At 50.3% G+C, this 15,346-nt stretch carries 13 protein-coding genes and 1 pseudogene; 2 read left to right on the top strand and 12 right to left on the bottom strand.

The annotated features are described in order from the left end of the window. Window positions 1-94: 94 nt before the first annotated feature. The 8 genes from KU854_RS17620 to KU854_RS17655 all read right to left on the bottom strand — a co-directional run bounded on the left by KU854_RS17620 (window position 95) and on the right by KU854_RS17655 (window position 11,338). Window positions 95-1,972, bottom strand: a complete 1,878-nt coding sequence (locus KU854_RS17620) for a propionyl-CoA synthetase (RefSeq protein WP_218359729.1) — start codon at window positions 1,970-1,972, stop codon at window positions 95-97. Between the two features lie 32 nt (window positions 1,973-2,004). Next, window positions 2,005-3,201, bottom strand: a complete 1,197-nt coding sequence (gene prpF, locus KU854_RS17625; RefSeq protein ID WP_218359730.1) for a 2-methylaconitate cis-trans isomerase PrpF — start codon at window positions 3,199-3,201, stop codon at window positions 2,005-2,007. A gap of 9 nt (window positions 3,202-3,210) precedes the next feature. Next, a complete protein-coding gene (gene acnD / locus KU854_RS17630) occupies window positions 3,211-5,805 on the bottom strand; it encodes a Fe/S-dependent 2-methylisocitrate dehydratase AcnD (protein WP_218359731.1) in 2,595 nt (864 codons plus the stop codon). 21 nt (window positions 5,806-5,826) lie between these two features. After that, window positions 5,827-6,954 carry a bifunctional 2-methylcitrate synthase/citrate synthase gene (prpC, locus tag KU854_RS17635; RefSeq protein ID WP_218359732.1) on the bottom strand — a complete coding sequence of 376 codons (1,128 nt, stop codon included), beginning with the start codon at window positions 6,952-6,954 and terminating at the stop codon, window positions 5,827-5,829. 151 nt (window positions 6,955-7,105) lie between these two features. Continuing rightward, window positions 7,106-8,005: a methylisocitrate lyase gene (gene prpB / locus KU854_RS17640; protein WP_218359733.1), complete on the bottom strand. Its 900-nt coding sequence runs from the start codon at window positions 8,003-8,005 to the stop codon at window positions 7,106-7,108. 12 nt (window positions 8,006-8,017) lie between these two features. Beyond that, the gene (locus tag KU854_RS17645; protein ID WP_218359734.1) at window positions 8,018-8,743 is read right to left on the bottom strand and encodes a GntR family transcriptional regulator; all 726 of its coding nucleotides are present in this window, start codon (window positions 8,741-8,743) and stop codon (window positions 8,018-8,020) included. Between the two features lie 451 nt (window positions 8,744-9,194). Next, a complete protein-coding gene (locus tag KU854_RS17650; protein ID WP_218359735.1) occupies window positions 9,195-10,175 on the bottom strand; it encodes a hypothetical protein in 981 nt (326 codons plus the stop codon). Between the two features lie 248 nt (window positions 10,176-10,423). Continuing rightward, window positions 10,424-11,338, bottom strand: coding sequence for a DMT family transporter (locus tag KU854_RS17655; protein ID WP_218359736.1), 915 nt, complete (start codon window positions 11,336-11,338; stop codon window positions 10,424-10,426). 149 nt (window positions 11,339-11,487) lie between these two features. Here KU854_RS17655 and KU854_RS17660 point away from each other — a divergent pair, with 149 nt between their 5' ends. After that, window positions 11,488-11,943 (top strand): Lrp/AsnC family transcriptional regulator, encoded by a 456-nt coding sequence (locus tag KU854_RS17660; RefSeq protein WP_218359737.1) that lies wholly within the window; start codon window positions 11,488-11,490, stop codon window positions 11,941-11,943. A gap of 98 nt (window positions 11,944-12,041) precedes the next feature. Here KU854_RS17660 and KU854_RS24905 read toward each other — a convergent pair whose 3' ends face one another. Then, a complete protein-coding gene (locus KU854_RS24905) occupies window positions 12,042-12,287 on the bottom strand; it encodes a ribosomal protein L7/L12 (protein WP_255555633.1) in 246 nt (81 codons plus the stop codon). Beyond that, window positions 12,270-12,986: pseudogene (locus KU854_RS17665) on the bottom strand (transporter substrate-binding domain-containing protein); the annotation flags it as partial. The gene KU854_RS24905 and the pseudogene KU854_RS17665, both read right to left, overlap by 18 nt. A 314-nt stretch (window positions 12,987-13,300) precedes the next feature. On the opposite strand from KU854_RS17665, the gene KU854_RS17670 reads away from it, so the two are divergent. Next, complete coding sequence (locus tag KU854_RS17670) at window positions 13,301-14,257, top strand: AEC family transporter (protein ID WP_218359738.1); 957 nt, start codon at window positions 13,301-13,303, stop codon at window positions 14,255-14,257. Window positions 14,258-14,339: 82 nt separating this feature from the next. On the opposite strand, the gene KU854_RS17675 is transcribed toward KU854_RS17670, so the two are convergent. After that, entirely contained in the window at window positions 14,340-14,846 is a 507-nt protein-coding gene (locus tag KU854_RS17675) for a hypothetical protein (RefSeq protein ID WP_218359739.1), read from the bottom strand. Beyond that, window positions 14,843-15,172, bottom strand: a complete 330-nt coding sequence (locus KU854_RS17680) for a DUF805 domain-containing protein (protein ID WP_218359740.1) — start codon at window positions 15,170-15,172, stop codon at window positions 14,843-14,845. Before KU854_RS17680 ends, KU854_RS17675 begins: the two co-directional genes overlap by 4 nt. Window positions 15,173-15,346 lie beyond the last annotated feature (174 nt).

A 15,346-nucleotide genomic window follows, 5' to 3' on the forward strand; every position in this document is an offset into this window, starting at 1 on the left:
ACACAGGGACGAGAAAACTCGTCCCTTCATCTCCATACTAACTCTTCTATATATAGAATTAGTTCGATGAATCAATAGCCCAGCACCAAAATATTTACCGATGCAGTACCCTTTCAATCTCATTCAGGCTTGATGGGTCGTCAATCGTTGATGGCACGGCGTATTCCTCACCATCTGCGATTTGACGTATCGTTCTGCGTAAGATTTTGCCTGAGCGGGTCTTCGGTAAACGGTCGACAATCAGCGCTTGCTTGAAGCAGGCTACCGCGCCGATTTCGTTACGCACTTTACCCACCAGTTCAGCAGCCAGTTGTAACTCATCCACATTGACGCCGTCTTTCAGCACCACAAAACCGACAGGCAATTGCCCTTTAAGCTCGTCGTGGATACCAATTACTGCACATTCCGCAACGGCGGGGTGCGCGCCGACAATCTCTTCCATTTCTCCGGTTGAGAGGCGGTGTCCAGCAACGTTAATCACGTCGTCGATGCGTCCCATGATAAAGAGATAACCATCTTCATCCAGGTAGCCACCATCGCCTGACACGTAATAACCCGGAATCTGGCTGAGATAGCCGGTTTCGAAGCGATCATGGTTACGCCATACCGTCGGCAAACAGCTTGGCGGTAACGGGCGTTTCAACGCCACATAACCTTGCTGGTTGGCTTCCACCTTTTCACCAATCTCATTGAGGATTTCAACCTGATAGCCGGGGGTTGGCTTGGTTGACGATCCCGCTTTCACTGGCATCACTTCAATGCCCGTTGGGTTACAGGATATCGCCCAGCCCGTCTCGGTTTGCCACCAGTGGTCAATCACAGGCTTGGCGGTTTTCTCGACCACCCATTCCAGGGTTGGCGGATCGAGACGCTCGCCTGCCATAAAGATTGCAGTCAGCTTGCTTAAGTCGTACTCGCCAACGAATTTCCCTTCAGGGTCTTCTTTCTTGATGGCGCGGAAAGCAGTCGGAGCCGAGAAAAGGATATTCACCCCATACTCTTCACACACACGCCAGAATGCACCCGGATCCGGTGTCCGTACTGGCTTTCCTTCATACAGAATAGTCGTGCAGCCGTGAATGAGTGGCGCATAGACAATATAGGAATGCCCTACCACCCAGCCCACATCGGAAGCCGCCCAGAACACGCCGTCTTGAGGCATGTCGTACACCGCTTTCATGGAGTATTTCATTGCGACGGCATGACCGCCGTTATCGCGCACCACGCCTTTAGGTTTGCCCGTCGTGCCTGATGTGTAGAGGATATAGAGCGGGTCGGTGGCGAGCACGGGCACACAATCGTGCGGCTCGGCGGCATCGGCGGCAGTTTGCCAGTCTACATCGCGAGCATTGTCCAGTGGCGCTTCGCACTCAGGGCGCTGCAACACCACCACTTTTTCCGGTTTCCAACGGCTATCCATAATGGCCTGATCGACCAGAGGCTTGTAGGGAATCACTTTGCTGACTTCAATACCGCAGGACGCTGTCATCAAGACTTTCGGCTCAGCATCTTCAATACGAACCGCCAGCTCGTTGGAAGCAAATCCTCCGAACACGACAGAGTGAATCGCGCCCAGCCTTGCACATGCCAGCATCGCCATGGCCGCTTCCGGCACCATAGGCATGTAGATAACAACGCGATCGCCTTTTTCTACGCCCATGCCCGCGAGCATACCTGCAATTTTTGCGACTTTATCGCGCAGCTCATTGTAGGTGTACACCTGTTTTTTCCCTGTCACTGGGGAGTCGTAAATCAGTGCGGTTTTCTCTCCACGTCCCTGTTCACAGTGGTAGTCCAACGCCAAATAAGCGGTGTTCATCACACCATCTGGGAACCAGCGCTCAATACCATTTTCGTCGTTGGCCAGAATGGTTTTCGGTTTTTCAAACCAAGCCAACGCCTCTGATTGCTCACGCCAAAAGCTCTCCGGCTCAGTTTGCGCTTTCAAATATTCCTGTTGATAAGCAGACATATTGCTTCCTCCAAGATGTCTTTCCGAATGCTTCAGCTTTCGCTTTGCGCATTCTGCTGTAAGACGCTGGAAGGCACATGGACGCGACCCTCCATCAAAATGCGGGCGCTGCGGCTCATGATTGCCTTTTCAACCCACCAGCCCTCAGGCTCTAAACTGGTTTTCGCGCCGACTTTCAAGGTGCCGGACGGATGACCAAACACCACGGATTCCCTTTCGCCGCCACCGGCAGCCAGGTTAACGATGGTACCCGGCACACAGGCCGCTGCTGAAATTGCCACCGCTGCCGTTCCCATCATGGCGTGATGCAGTTTGCCCATCGACAAAGCGCGGACGAGCAAATCCACATCGGATGCTTCCACCTGTTTGCCGCTCGAACTCAGGTAGCTTTTCGGCGGTGAAACAAAGGCAATTTTGGGCACATGCTGACGGGTTTGCGCCTGTTCAAGCGTCTCGTTCAGACCCATTTGGATCGCGCCGTAAGCGCGGATTTTTTCAAACCGCACCAGTGCTTCGGCATCATTGTTGATGTCATCCTGAAGCTCTGTGCCTTGGTAACCCAACTCGCTGGCATCAAGGAAAATGGTCGGGATCCCCGCATTCACAAACGAGGCACGGAATGTGCCCTCACCCGGCACATCAAAGGTGTCGATCAGGTTGCCCGTGGGGAACAGAGAACCTGGTTCACCTGCCGGATGAAGAAATTCCACCGGCACTTCGGCGGCGGGAAAGGTCACGCCATCAAGCATAAACTCGCCCGACTCTTCCACCTCGCCATCGCACATTGGCACATCCACCACCAGCGTTTTGCCGATGTTGGCTTGCCAGATACGCACCGAAATAACGCCGTTCTCGACCATACGCTCTTTGGCAATCAACCCTGCATGCACGGCGAATGGCCCTACCGCTGCCGAAAGATTGCCGCAGTTACCGCTCCAATCGACGAAGGGTTTGTCAATCGCCACCTGACCGAACAGGTAGTCGACATCGTGATCGTCGCGGCTGCTTTTAGACACAATCACCGTTTTGCTGGTGCTGGACGTTGCGCCGCCCATGCCATCAATCTGCTTGCTGTAGGGATCGGGGCTGCCGATCACCCGCATCAAAATGGCATCGCGCACTGCGCCCGGTGTTTGCGCCTCAACAGGCAAATCTGTCAGCCTGAAAAAGACGCCTTTGCTGGTGCCGCCTCGCATGTAGGTGGCAGGAATTTTCAAAACCTTACTCATGCTGACCACCTACTGCGCCAGGAAATCTTGCGCGAAACGTTGAAGAACGCCGCCCGCTTGATAAACCTTCACTTCGTCTTCGGTATCGAGACGACAGGTCACGGCAACATCGAGCTTCTCGCCATTCGCGCGTGTGACAACCAACGCCAGATCCGCGCCGGGTTTGATCTCGCCGACCACGTCGTAAAGCTCAGTGCCATCAAGCTCCAGTGTGTTGCGGTTAACACCCGGTTTGAACTCTAAAGGCAACACGCCCATGCCAACCAGATTGGTGCGGTGGATGCGCTCAAAGCCTTCAGCGGCAATCGCTTCAACGCCTGCCAGACGCACGCCTTTCGCCGCCCAGTCGCGTGATGAGCCCTGCCCGTAATCCGCGCCAGCAACGATAATCAGTGGCTGCTTGCGCTCCATGTAGGTTTCAATCGCTTCCCACATGCGGGTCACTTTGCCTTCCGGTTCAATGCGAGCCAGTGAACCCTGAACCACTTCGCCGTTTTCCTTCACCATTTCATTGAGCAGTTTCGGGTTGGCAAACGTTGCTCGCTGGGCGGTGAGGTGATCGCCACGGTGTGTCGCGTAGGAATTAAAATCGACTGGCTCCAAGCCCATTTTCGCCAGGTATTCGCCTGCTGCACTCGACGGCATAATGGCGTTTGAGGGTGATAAGTGGTCAGTGGTGATGTTGTCACCCAGCACTGCCAGTGGACGCATACCTTTAAGCGTGCGCTCACCCGCCAATGCGCCTTCCCAATAGGGCGGTCTGCGGATATAAGTACTCATTGGGCGCCAGTCGTACAGTGGCTCGCTCATGCTCGAGTTGGCATCTTGCTGGAACATTTCGACGTAAATACGCTGGAACTGTTCCGGTTTCACGGACATGCCCACCACCTCGTCAATTTCAGCATCAGTCGGCCACAAATCGTTGAGATAAACCGGCTTGCCGTTGGCATCTGTGCCTAGCGCATCACGCTCAATATCAAAGCGCATGGTGCCCGCAATCGCATAAGCGACGACCAGCGGTGGTGACGCCAAAAACGCCTGTTTGGCGTGGGGATGGATGCGGCCATCAAAGTTACGGTTGCCAGAAAGTACCGCTGTGGCGTAGAGATCGCGCTCGATGATCTCTTGCTCAATCACCGGATCTAACGCGCCGCTCATGCCGTTACAGGTAGTACAGGCGTAGGCCACAATCCCGAAGCCCAACTGTTCAAGCTCAGACAACAGCCCTGCTTCTTGCAGATAAAGCTTCGCGACTTTTGAACCGGGAGCAAAGGAAGTTTTCACCCAAGGCTTGCGAACCAGTCCAAGCTGATTGGCTTTCTTCGCTACCAGACCGGCTGCTACCACGTTGCGCGGGTTACTGGTGTTGGTGCAGGACGTGATCGCCGCAATGATGACTGCACCATCTGGCATGCTGCCTTCTGAGTCTGCTGACACCTGAGCTGACGCAATACCGCGCTCGGCAAGCTCGCTGGTTGGCAAACGGCGATGCGGGTTTGAGGGGCCAGCCATATTGCGGGTCACGCTCGAAAGGTCGAACTCAAGCACTCGCTCGTAATGGGCGTTTTCCAGATCGTCCGCCCACAGGCCAACGGTTTTGGCGTAGGTTTCTACCAGCGCCACTTGCTCAGGCTCACGCCCGGTCAGTTTGAGGTAATTGATGGTCTGCTCATCGATGTAGAACATCGCGGCTGTCGCGCCGTATTCCGGCGTCATGTTGGAGATGGTCGCCCTGTCACCAATGGTCAGCGCACGCGCGCCTTCACCAAAGAACTCCAGATAGCTCGATACCACACGTTCGTTCCGCAGGAACTCCGTCAATGCCAGCACGATATCTGTGGCAGTAATGCCTTCCTGACGTTTGCCCACCAGCTTGACGCCAACAATGTCCGGCAAGCGCATCATGGAAGGTCTGCCAAGCATCACGGTTTCCGCTTCAAGACCGCCGACACCAATGGCAATCACACCGAGAGCATCAACGTGCGGTGTATGGCTATCCGTACCGACACAGGTATCCGGGAACGCGATGCCCTGTTGGTTTTGGATCACCGGCGACATCTTTTCCAGGTTGATTTGGTGCATGATGCCGTTGCCTGCGGGGATCACGCTGACGTTTTTAAAGGCCGTCTTACACCACTCAATAAAGTGGAATCTGTCTTCGTTGCGGCGCTCTTCGATTGCGCGGTTCTTTTCAAACGCATCCGGTTCGAAACCCGCATGTTCCACCGCCAATGAATGGTCAACAATCAGTTGGGTTTCGACCACAGGGTTAACCCGTGAAGGGTCGCCGCCTTGGTCTGCAATCGCATCACGAAGGCCAGCCAAATCCACCAGCGCGGTTTGCCCCAGAATGTCGTGGCACACTACGCGGGCAGGATACCAAGGGAAATCCAGCTCCTTTTTGCCTTCGACAATCTGGGTCAGGCAGGCTTGCAAATCCGCCGGGTTGCAGCGGCGTACCAGCTGCTCTGCCAGTACACGTGAGGTGTACGGCAGTGTGTCATAAGCGTTCGGCTTAATGTCGTTGACGGCAGCGCGGACATCGAAGTAATCGAGCCCCGTTTGCGCCAGCGGCCGTCTGTATTGGGTATTGTTCTGCGTCATATTCGTATCCTTTCAGGCCACTTAGCGCTGCTCGATTGGCAGCCAGTCACAGGCTTCCGGCCCAGTGTAATCAGCACTTGGACGAATAATGCGGTTGTTTTCGCGCTGCTCGAACACATGCGCCGCCCAGCCGGTTAAACGGCTCATCACGAAAATCGGCGTAAACAACGCGGTCGGGATATCCATAAAGTGGTAAGCAGAGGCATGGAAGAAGTCTGCGTTACAGAACAGGTCTTTCTCGCGCTTCATTACTGACTCCACGCGCTCTGATACGGCGTAAAGGTGCGTGTCACCTGTCGCCTCGGAAAGCGCTTTCGACCAACGCTTGATCAACGCATTACGCGGGTCGCTTTCACGGTAAATGGCGTGGCCAAAGCCCATAATTTTGTCTTTGTTGGCCAACATACGCATGATGTTCTGCTCGGCTTCATCCGGCGTTTGCCAGTTTTCAATCATCGCCATAGCTGCTTCGTTTGCGCCGCCGTGCAGAGGGCCACGCAAGGTGCCAATTGCTGCGGTAATGCAGGAGTGCAAATCAGACAGCGTGGATGCACACACACGAGCAGCGAAGGTCGACGCATTGAACTCGTGCTCTGCGTAGAGGATCAGCGAACAGTGCATCACCTGCTTGTGCAGATTACTCGGCGCTTTGTCCGTCAGCATTTTCAGGAAGTAGCCGCCAGTACAATCTTCACTGGTGTCTTCGGTATCAATTCGCACGCCGTCATGACTGAAGCGGTACCAGTAACAAATGATGGCCGGGAACACAGCAAGCATGCGCTCGGTGGCATCTAACTGCTCGGAGAAATCTTTCTCCTGCTCCAGGTTACCCAGTATCGAACAACCGGTACGCATCACATCCATTGGGTGCGCATCAGCTGGGATCAATTCCAACGCCTCTTTCAATGCCGTTGGCAGGCCGCGCAGACCGACTAAACGCGTCTTGTAGTCATCGAGTTCTTTTTGGTTTGGAAGGTGACCGCGTAACAACAGGTGCGCCACTTCTTCAAACTGGGCATTGTTGGCAAGGTCAGTAATGTCATAACCACGGTAGGTCAACCCTGTGCCTGACTTTCCAACCGTACACAGCGCGGTTGTACCTGCACTTTGACCACGTAATCCTGCTCCACTTAGCTCTTTGCTCGGCATGTTGAACTCCTTTTCTTATCCGCCTTGCCCTCTGTTGGGGCGTTGTCAGCGAACGGTTTCACGTTATTGGATTTAAGTTTTTGTATTCAAGCGTAAGACTGCGACAACCGCTTGTTTTCGAATCGTTTTTATCTTCTGCAATTGTCGACAATCACGATTTGTCTTGATTGAACAGTTCGTCCAGTTTGTTTTCGTAATCGTGATAGTTGAGGTAGTCATACAACTCTTTGCGGGTCTGCATGGAATCGACCAGCGCCTCTTGGTTACCCACTTCAAGCAGGTGACGGTAGACGTTTTCTGCCGCTTTGTTCATGGCGCGGAACGCACTCAACGGGTAAAGCACCATGTCTACATCGGCTGCGGCCAATTCTTCGCAGGCGTACAGCGGGGTTTGACCAAATTCGGTGATGTTGGCAAGGATGGGTACTGGTCGGCCAATCGCGCTGCGAAGTGCTGCAGAGAACTGCTGATATTGTTCCAGCTTGTTCATCGCTTCCGGGAAAATCATGTCTGCGCCCGCTTCGATGCAGGCAATCGCACGTTCAATCGCGCTATCAATGCCTTCCACAGCCAGTGCATCGGTGCGCGCCATGATCACGAACTGATCATCAGTACGGGCATCCACTGCCGCTTTCACGCGGTCGACCATTTCCTGCTGGCTGACAATCGCTTTGTTCGGACGGTGACCACAACGTTTTTGCGCAACCTGATCTTCCATGTGAACGGCTGCTGCGCCCGCTTTCTCCATCGCTTTAATGGTGCGCGCGATATTGAACGCGCCGCCAAAACCGGTATCGATATCCACCAGCAACGGCAAATCACAGGCGTTGGTAATGCGCTCTACATCCACCAGCACATCATTCAGTGTTGTGATACCCAGATCCGGCAAGCCATAGCTCGCGTTCGCGATACCCCCGCCAGAGAGATAAATCGATTGGTGACCCAAACGCTGAGCCATCATGGCGCAATAGGGATTAATGGTGCCGACGATTTGCAGCGGGTTGTTTTGCTCAACAGCTTGTCGGAATTTCGCCCCTTGAGAGAGTTTCATAGTCAGGTCCTTCTAATCTTTTAGGATTTGTTGCTCAATGAGTTTTCGGCTGCCCGCGATATGACGACGCATTGCCAGCTCTGCCAACTCTTCGTCGCGGTTGCGGATAGCGTGCAAAATAAACTTGTGCTCTTCTAACGCTTGGTTGGATCTGGATTGGTTTTTCGGCGCTTGGTAGCGGTACATACGAAGCAGGTGATACAGCTCGCCACACAGCAAGTTGATGAGTTGCTTATTGCGGCTGGCGAGGATCACGCGGTAATGGAAATCAAAGTCGCCGTATTGGTGAAAATAAGAAGCACCTTCGACTTCGTCGATATGTTGGGAATGGGTAGCGAGCAGTTGCTCAAGCCCATGCAGTTCTTCTTTATTGATATTTTTTGCCGCCAGACGCGCAGCCATGCCTTCCAGCGCTTCACGCACGGCATACAGCTCAACCAATTTTTCCGGCGACAAGGTAATAACGCGCGCGCCGACATGGGGAATACGCTCAATCAGCCCCAGCCCTTCCAAGCGCATAATGGCTTCGCGCAATGGCCCACGGCTGACTTCATAACGGCGGGCAAGTTCCGGCTCAGAGATTTTCCCGCCCGACACAATCTCACCAGAGACAATGGCCTCAACCAACAGTGCGGTGAGGCTTTCCGATTTGGTGTTTTCTTTTGTTATCGCACTTATGCGTTCTTGCGTAGCGCCTATATATTCTTGCGTGGCGCTTGGCGCGTTATGTTCGCTCATTGTAATCCTTACCCAATGGCTATCTTTGTTGTGTAAACCCGACACCGTATCTGCAAAGCCCAGTATTCATGGCTTTCCCCAAAACCCGCAGTGAGCATCTTGAGGAAGTATCGCGTTGCGTTCACGGCATCAATATTGTCTACAATTTCATCTTATGAACATAATTTAGGCAATGATTGCGGCAACAATCAAGAAAATTGTCGACAATTTAGACGAAGGTATAAGGCGAGAGATGAGAGACTGGAGACCAGAGATTAGAGACCAGAGATTAGAGATTAGAGATTAGAGATTAGAGATTAGATATTAGATATTAGATATTAGATATTAGGTATTGGAGATTGTAGACAGCAGGCATAGAGGAAGAAGATTGAGGCTCTTTGTCCTTCCCCCTTTTCAAGGGGGAAGTTAGATGGGGGTTTTGTTTTTGGCTTTATTGAAAGGCAAATTTGTACTATGAATCGAAAAAACACTTCGTTGAGAGTTCTTGTGCCAGTTTAATTTCTTCTTTCGTTGCTTCAAATTTCAAATTAAACCTACCACCAACATAAAAAGGCAACTCTTTTTGGGCATAGTAGTTTAATTTATCTGGCGCATAGAGAAAGTAAGAGACAAGATCATTTTCAAATAACCCCGTTGATACCCTTGGTAAAATCAACTCCATTTCTCGCTCAAGATAACTTATCGCATCGAATAGCTCTAACGACGAAATATTTGGAATATCCTTAAGCTTTTGGATATCTCTTAGATTATCTTTTACTATATGTAAACAAGCTTCCTGAAGGGTATTTACATTATGACCTATGACATCTATTTCTCTATTCTTGATAGCTATATCTAAAGGTGGGTTTAACTTGTAGAAGATTAACTTTCCATTTTTACCGCAAGGCTCTTCTCTATAGCCATTAGCCTCCCTTAACATCTCAATAATTTGCGAGAACCTTTCTTTTGTTAGATATCGATTCGCTTCTGTAAAAGAGTTTACGTCAAAAAACTCTCTGTAAAGCCATGCTCTGCGCTTCCTAATTTTTGAAACTAAAAGATATGCTAATTTAGCGGCGCGAAAATTTTGCCTCACCTCCGGATACAAATTAAAAACGATATAAAAAATCCCTGCCGCGTTTATTGATATATATAATGACACCAACGGACTTTGCAAACTATCACTAGACATAAAAGCTGTCGGGAATAAAGACAAAACAATTAACCAAAATCGTTTCTTTGTTAGGCAGATTACACATGCAGCAATCTCTTGATTTCGAAAAGTATAACTATAGTGGTGTTCGTATAAAAGGTTGCTGTATAAGACCAATAGCTTATTTATCACTATTGGTTTATAAAACTTATACTTATCCAACGCAATCTGATTTATTTGATTTATTTTTAACAATATCCACTTCAACTTATAACCACCCACAAACCAACACTTAACCATATGTTTTTACTTAGATTATCATCAAAAACATCTTAGCTGCGAACGTAAAATTACTCCAACATACTTTGTTAACTTCGCACTACAACTTCTAGCTATAAAAATGTCATAAACATATGGATGACGGAGAATTGAATCAATTTGAGATACGCTGAAATGAGACCAAACCCCATCCTAGCCTTCCCCTTGAAAAGGGGAAGGAACTGAAAATGAAACACTTGGCTGCATGTCAAAAGGCAGGATTACTGGTTCTACCTTCGATTAAACAACACCACCCCAAGCACCGTCAGAGCAACACCACAAACAATGGCGACCGTAAGTGGCTCATTGAAAATGACCACTGCCAGCAGCGCCGTCAGACATGGCGAAATCGAGCCGATAGTTGAAGCTTTAGCGGAACCTAACTGGCTGACGGCATAAGAAAAGCCGATGGTAGACAGCACACCGACGCCAAGCCCCTGTACGACCACATACGGCATGGCTTCTTGCCAAGAAAAGTCACCGAAGTTGCTTGGAACAGCATCGAAAATCACCAACCCGAGAGTGACAAAGAACGAAATATAAGAAAGCAGCACGGCAACAGAAATCGGGCTTAGTCCCGAGCGTTTAATGCCCATGGTGTATCCGCCCCAGAGCATTGCTGCGGCGAGCAGGTAAAACACGCCAACAGGCACATCGAGTCCGGTATAAATGCTGCGCCCCAGCACCATGGTTGCGATTCCTGACAGCAATAAGGCTAAAGCGCCGATTTGTTTGCGGGAGAACAATTGTCGACAAAATACAAACCCCAGCAGCGCGACGAAAAATGGCGGTGTGCCAGCGAGGATAGTGCCGACATAAGCGGTGGGCGCGGTTTCTGCGCCAATTGATGCCAAAAACAGGAACGGGACGCCGCCGAGCGGGATCAGGCAGGCATTACCAAGACGCACAGTTTTCAGCTCTTTCAAACAGGCAGGAAGCATAGGTGTCAGCAACACCATGGGGACGATAAACCGTATCAGTGCGATGTCTGCCATTGTCAGTGCTGATGAACCGACCGCCCTTACGCTGAGTGCAAACCCCGACCAAATCAGCAACACAACCGCCATCACCAGGTAGCCTTTCGCATTTGGGGATAATGCGTGGCGGCGCGACCTCGCCAGAATGGGCTGAATCACCTTTTCCATAAACACCTTCTGAAACGTTCAATGTTTAAGGACGATTATCTGCCATTAACTGCGCTCTTATTTGGCAAAGTGAGGACTAAAAGTTGCCATGGTTGATTGGAAGCGCTAACTTTCCACTCAATCTTGATTGAATCATGCCGAAGAGATTTATGGACAGAATCGACAGACACATGCTTGAGATCCTTCAGACCGAAGGTCGCCTTTCTACCGCAGAGCTATCCGAACGTGTTGGCCTCTCCCCTTCCCCGTGTGCGCGTCGCTTAAAGCGCCTAGAGGATGAAGGCTATATCGAGGGGTATCAGGCCAAGCTGAGTAAGCCGAAGATGGGCATTTCGATGACGTTTTTTGTTGAAGTGAGCCTGAACAACCATCAGGAAGAATCAATCAAGAACTTTGAGCTTGCGCTGGCGGATATGGCGGAAGTGATTGGTGGGCATATTGTTTCCGGCGCGTATGACTATCTGCTGGAAGTCGTCACACCGGATTTGGCGGGCTGCGAAGCCTTTACGCGAAAGCTGCACAAACTGACCAGCGTGAAGGATATCCATACCCATTTGTCGGTCAGGCAAATTACGACGAACAAATCGCTGCCAATTTACGTGTAGCTGTTGCCGAAGAAGACGGTCAGCAGCCTATGGATAATAACGCCCAAAGGCTGCCTCAGCGTTAACCGACGTGGGTTTTCCAAGCCGGTTAGGTTCGTTTACTGAACCGGTTTTATTTCAATCGTCGCGCCAGCTTCTGCCAACGCTTTTTCCAGCGCCATTGCTTCGCTTTTGGATAGATTTTCTTTCAGCACCACAGGCGCACTTTCCACCACACCTTTGGATTCAATCAAGCTCAAGCCTGTTGCGTCTTTCACCGCCTGGATAATGTCGACTTTGTTGCCTTCCACCGCTGTCAGCACCAAATCAAACTTCGGCGCAGTGATGAGCTGGTTTTTCTCCATCAACTGGGTATCGATGCCTTTGAGCTTCATTTCATCAATGGCAAAGTTCACCGCATTCAGTAGACCCTGTTCCCCTTTGGGGATCAGGTAACCGAATTGACTGCGGGTGAAAGGATCTTCACAACGCGCAGCTTCCAGTTTGTCGTTGGTGACCTCATAGAACAGCCCTTCCGGCGTTTCTGTCACCATCACATCTACGTCACCGGCCGCAACTGCTTTTGGCACATCCAGATTGTTTTCAAACTTGGTGAATGTGGCATTTGGCAGCTCACTCATCGCGAATTTTTCATTGGTTCCGCCAATGTTCACACCTACGCGCACCGAAGGCTTGTTCACTTTCTCCAGTGAGTCATACTTTTCGGCATTGCCTTGTGCAACGAGAAAGCATTTACCAAACACCATGTAACCCTGAGTTTGCTCTGCATTAAGCTGGCGCTGCATGCGCCGGGTAATGCCGCCCATCGCAATGTCGTATTTGTCTTCTTTCAGGCCATCGAGCAGCCCTTTCCAGGTGGTTGGCACAAATTCGACTTTCACGCCGAGCTGATCACCCAAATACTGCGCGACATCGATATCAAACCCCGAATAGGTCTGTCCGTCGTAAAAAGAAAAAGGTTTGTAATCACCCGTGGTACCGACACGGATAACACCGGCTTCAAGAATATCGTCCAGTTGATCTGCCACCGCGACGCCGGACATAGTCAACGCCACTGACACAAAGAGGTGTGATAGTTTCACGGTGATACTTCTCCTTTGGTTGCTGTTATTTCTAATCTATCAACCGCGCTCAAAGGAAAAGGTCTAAGTATTGAGGATTAGTACAAATTTTACCCTCGTTAAATGGTGATATGCGATATAACTTATTCTGTCGTCAAAAACGTTGTGAATGCGAAATCCCATCCTCTGAACCACCGAGCAAAAGATAAGACACTGTTGAGATGGCTATTGTGTGTTTACGCGAACATAGCGTAAGTTTTATGTAAATAACCTGCTTACGAGATGAAGAAACAATAATGTCGAACATTTTGGAACAACTGGCGTTTTCCCTTTCTCTCGTCGCCCCGATCTTTTTTATTCTTGCCCTCGGTTTTATTTTCAAACGAATCAACTGGATAGATACAAATTTTATCAATGTAGCATCGCGACTTGTGTTTAACGTCGCCCTGCCAGCAATGCTGTTTTTAAGTATCGCCACCTCTGAGCATAACTTTTTCCAATCGACTGAATTTCTTGTTTTTTCAGTGGCAATGACAGTCGCATTTTTCCTCTTTGTTACCCTTTCAACCAAACTGGCTTTTAAAGACTCGACCGATCATGGTGTGCTGATTCAAGCGAGCTTTCGCGCCAATACCGCCATTATCGGCATCGCCTATGTTGAAAATGCGTTCGGCAGCCAAGCGGTTGCATTGGCCGCAATGTATGTCGCTGTTATTACGGTGGTCTTTAATATTCAGGCGGTGATTTGTTTATCACCCAAAACGACTGGCTCCAAGCTTCATTCAACCAAACTTATCTTTCTCAATCTTGTAAAGAATCCGCTGATTATCGCGATAGCTCTCGGCATTATGGTTTCATCCGTTAACGTTACTCTGCCTAAGGTTGTTATCGAAACAGGAAACTACCTCGCCAGAATCGCGCTGCCGCTGGCTTTGTTGTGTACGGGTGCGAGCTTGGATTTCCGGACAATGAGAGACGATAAACTGCCTACCTGGTTTGCCGCGTCGAACAAGTTGATGGTTGCCCCGTTCATTTTTACGCTGATTGGCTACTGGTATGGTTTCAGGGGCACAGAACTCGGTATTTTGTTCTTTATGAACGCCGCGCCAGTTGCAGCCGCCAGTTATGCGATGACCCAAGCCGCTGGAGGCAACACCATTCTGAGCGCCAATCTTATTGGGCTGACTACGCTATTTTCCAGCATCACTGTCGGCGTGGGCTCACTGGTCTTAAAAGTGCTGGGATTGATTTAAGTAAAATCTCACTGCCACACCAAATAGCTGGAAGATAAAACCATGCCTCCCCAGTTTGAATAGAGGTAGGCATGGTGAATGTCTACAGGCAATCAGACGGATAGTTTTCTCCCGTCATCCACGATATCCAGCGTCTCCTTGAGTTGAGTACAAAGCCTTCTTTGCCGCTAATACCATTGATAACCACCCCATCAGTCTTAGATGAACGCAGCGTCGAATCAAACTGCCAGTCTTTGCTGTTAATCCGCTCGCCCTGCAGCAGCGCGTTACTCAGCTTTTCAGTCATGATGGCGATGGTAAAACCTTTGGTGGTTTCAACGCCTATGCTGGAATCGGAATCATCAGCAATACTGCCAATGGCAACTGGAAGTGTCATTGTGCAGGTATTTCCATCTTCCAATCGCACGATGTAAGCCGCATCCCCCACCCGGCCTTTCAACCAAAGCAATTCGCCTTGAGTCATGGTTTCTGCGGTGACGACGCCATACGCCCCTTCGGGTATCACGGTTGCAGACGAACTAAACGTAGAGACAAAAGCCGTTGAGACAAAAGCCAGCAGAAGTGCGCTAAGTTTGATTGTGGTATTCATGCGAAGCCCTCCATTTCACGGTTGTCGGATTTTGTTTGAATAAGCAGATACACCAGCCAGAACGGGCCAACAACCGGCACTAAAAAAATCCACACCCAGCCGCCAGATCTGTCTGTGTCATGCAGCCGTCTTACCATGGCGGCTATCATCGGAATGAAACTGACGACGCCGTAGATAGCGTCGAACCAGGTGTCGAATGCGATATCAAAAGCGATGCATGCAAACGTCACCAAAAAGTGCACCAACATAAACATCCAGAACGCTTCGCGGGATGAGCGTCCCGAAAAGTCAAAGCCACGTTTCCAAGCAATCAGGTAGTAGTCCATAAATGTCACCTCACGAATAATGTGTGGTGTCATTGTTGAAGAAACCGCGTATTCCAGCGTCCTAGAACGGGTTTTAGGTCGTTCTTGAACCGGTATTTGTCTACATTTGAGTTTCAATTCCGCTTGGGCGCGGTAACCTTAGCCTTTGTTGATTGGCGAAAATTTCTGAAAACA

The organism is Enterovibrio paralichthyis, from assembly GCF_019209835.1.
GTDB lineage: Bacteria > Pseudomonadota > Gammaproteobacteria > Enterobacterales > Vibrionaceae > Enterovibrio > Enterovibrio paralichthyis.

Excerpts from the sequence above, each read along its gene's own strand:
- prpB (WP_218359733.1), bottom strand. The coding sequence starts at position 8,005 with ATGAAACTCTCTCAAGGGGCGAAATTCCGACAAGCTGTTGAGCAAAAC.
- prpC (WP_218359732.1), bottom strand. The coding sequence starts at position 6,954 with ATGCCGAGCAAAGAGCTAAGTGGAGCAGGATTACGTGGTCAAAGTGCA.
- KU854_RS17660 (WP_218359737.1), top strand. The coding sequence starts at position 11,488 with ATGGACAGAATCGACAGACACATGCTTGAGATCCTTCAGACCGAAGGT.
- KU854_RS17650 (WP_218359735.1), bottom strand. The coding sequence starts at position 10,175 with ATGGTTAAGTGTTGGTTTGTGGGTGGTTATAAGTTGAAGTGGATATTG.
- acnD (WP_218359731.1), bottom strand. The coding sequence starts at position 5,805 with ATGACGCAGAACAATACCCAATACAGACGGCCGCTGGCGCAAACGGGG.
- KU854_RS17655 (WP_218359736.1), bottom strand. The coding sequence starts at position 11,338 with ATGGAAAAGGTGATTCAGCCCATTCTGGCGAGGTCGCGCCGCCACGCA.
- KU854_RS17675 (WP_218359739.1), bottom strand. The coding sequence starts at position 14,846 with ATGAATACCACAATCAAACTTAGCGCACTTCTGCTGGCTTTTGTCTCA.
- prpF (WP_218359730.1), bottom strand. The coding sequence starts at position 3,201 with ATGAGTAAGGTTTTGAAAATTCCTGCCACCTACATGCGAGGCGGCACC.
- KU854_RS17645 (WP_218359734.1), bottom strand. The coding sequence starts at position 8,743 with ATGAGCGAACATAACGCGCCAAGCGCCACGCAAGAATATATAGGCGCT.
- KU854_RS17680 (WP_218359740.1), bottom strand. The coding sequence starts at position 15,172 with ATGGACTACTACCTGATTGCTTGGAAACGTGGCTTTGACTTTTCGGGA.
- KU854_RS24905 (WP_255555633.1), bottom strand. The coding sequence starts at position 12,287 with ATGGAGAAAAACCAGCTCATCACTGCGCCGAAGTTTGATTTGGTGCTG.
- KU854_RS17620 (WP_218359729.1), bottom strand. The coding sequence starts at position 1,972 with ATGTCTGCTTATCAACAGGAATATTTGAAAGCGCAAACTGAGCCGGAG.
- KU854_RS17670 (WP_218359738.1), top strand. The coding sequence starts at position 13,301 with ATGTCGAACATTTTGGAACAACTGGCGTTTTCCCTTTCTCTCGTCGCC.